Here is a 1,411-nt window from a genome sequence, read left to right on the forward strand (position 1 = left end):
GCCTGGGCTGTTGCTCGCGCCGCCTGGGCTGTAGCTCGCGCCGCCTGGGCTGTAGCTCGCGCCGCCTGGGCTGTTTCCCGCGCCGCCTGGGCTGTTTCCCGCGCCGCCTGGGCGACGGCGAGCCGCGCCCCGTCGGCGGGGGTGAGCACGCCGGCGACCACTCCCGCTGCGAACTCGCCGAAGCCGTAGCCGCACACCGCATCCGGTGCCACACCCCACGACCGGGCCAGCCGCGCGAGCGCGACTCCGTGCGCGAACCCGGCCAGCAGTCCGAGCCCGTACTCGCCCCACCCCGTCCCCGCCGGGTGAAAACCGAACCGCGGCGTCCAGATCCGCGGCCCGCCCGCCGCCACCACCGCGTCGGCGATCTCGTTCAACGCCGCCGCGAACACCGGATACCGCGCCGCCAGCGCTCGCCCCAGCCGGGCAGGCCGCTCCGCGCTCCCGCTGAACAGGAACAGCACGCCGTCCCGCCGCCGGGTCGTCCTCGGCCCGACGATCCCCGGGCCCGGCTCGGCGTGCGCCAGCGCCCGCAACCGCTCCCGCGCCTGTGCCGCGTCCACCGCCAGCACCGCGCCCCGCGTCGCCAACGCGACCGACCTGGTCGTCGCCGCGGAAAGCGCGTGCAGCGCAGCCGCTTCCGCCGCCCGGTCCCCCTCGGGCGCGGCATACCGCAGATGATGCACCAGCCGCATCGCCGCGTTCCTGAACTCGCCGCCGTCGCGGCCGGACACGGTGATCAGCACCGGCGGATCGGTCGGCCGCGCCGACGCGCCCGGACGAGTCGGGCGCACCGCGATCGGCGACGGGCCCCAGGCGCGACCATGCTCGCCCGGCTCGCGCCCGTCCGCCGCCCCGGTCCGGTCCGCGCCGGACTTCGCCGCGGCGTCTTCCTCCGAGCCGGAACCCGCTGTGCGCTCCCACATCTGGCACGCCCGCTCCACGACGGCCACCACCGACCGGGTCGCGGGCAACGGGCCGCCCGCGCAGCCGCCGTCCTCGCAGTGGTCGTTCTCGCAGTGGTCGTTCTCGCAGCGGTCGTTCTCGCAGTGGTCGTCCACCCGCCGGTCGTCGCTCACCCGCCGGTCGTCGCCCGTGCGGTGATTCTCGCCCGCGCATCGGCTGTCGCTCGGTCGGTGGTACTCGCCTGCCGGGTCGGCCGCGGCGAGGCCGTCGGCCCCGGCGGGTGTGGCGAGGTCGGCTTCGGCGTACACGCGACTTCCGGTGCGCACCGCATCGGCCGGTCGCTGGAGGACCAGCACGCCGCACCCCACGCGACGGCGGACCGCGCGCACCGCGATCCCGCCCGCCGCCGACGCGCTGCCCGCCGCCGACGCGCTGCCCGCCGCCGACGCGCTGCCCGCCTCGGCGACGACCTCCACATCGACGCCGACGACGATCACGAACGGCA

The 1,411-nt window shown here is 77.3% G+C and carries 1 pseudogene; it reads right to left on the reverse strand.

What is annotated here, in order from left to right:
- A pseudogene (locus QH283_RS25720) lies at positions 1 to 1,411 on the reverse strand (hypothetical protein); the annotation flags it as partial.

Source organism: Nocardia farcinica (genome assembly GCF_029867845.1).
In the GTDB taxonomy this organism is placed as follows: domain Bacteria; phylum Actinomycetota; class Actinomycetes; order Mycobacteriales; family Mycobacteriaceae; genus Nocardia; species Nocardia farcinica_A.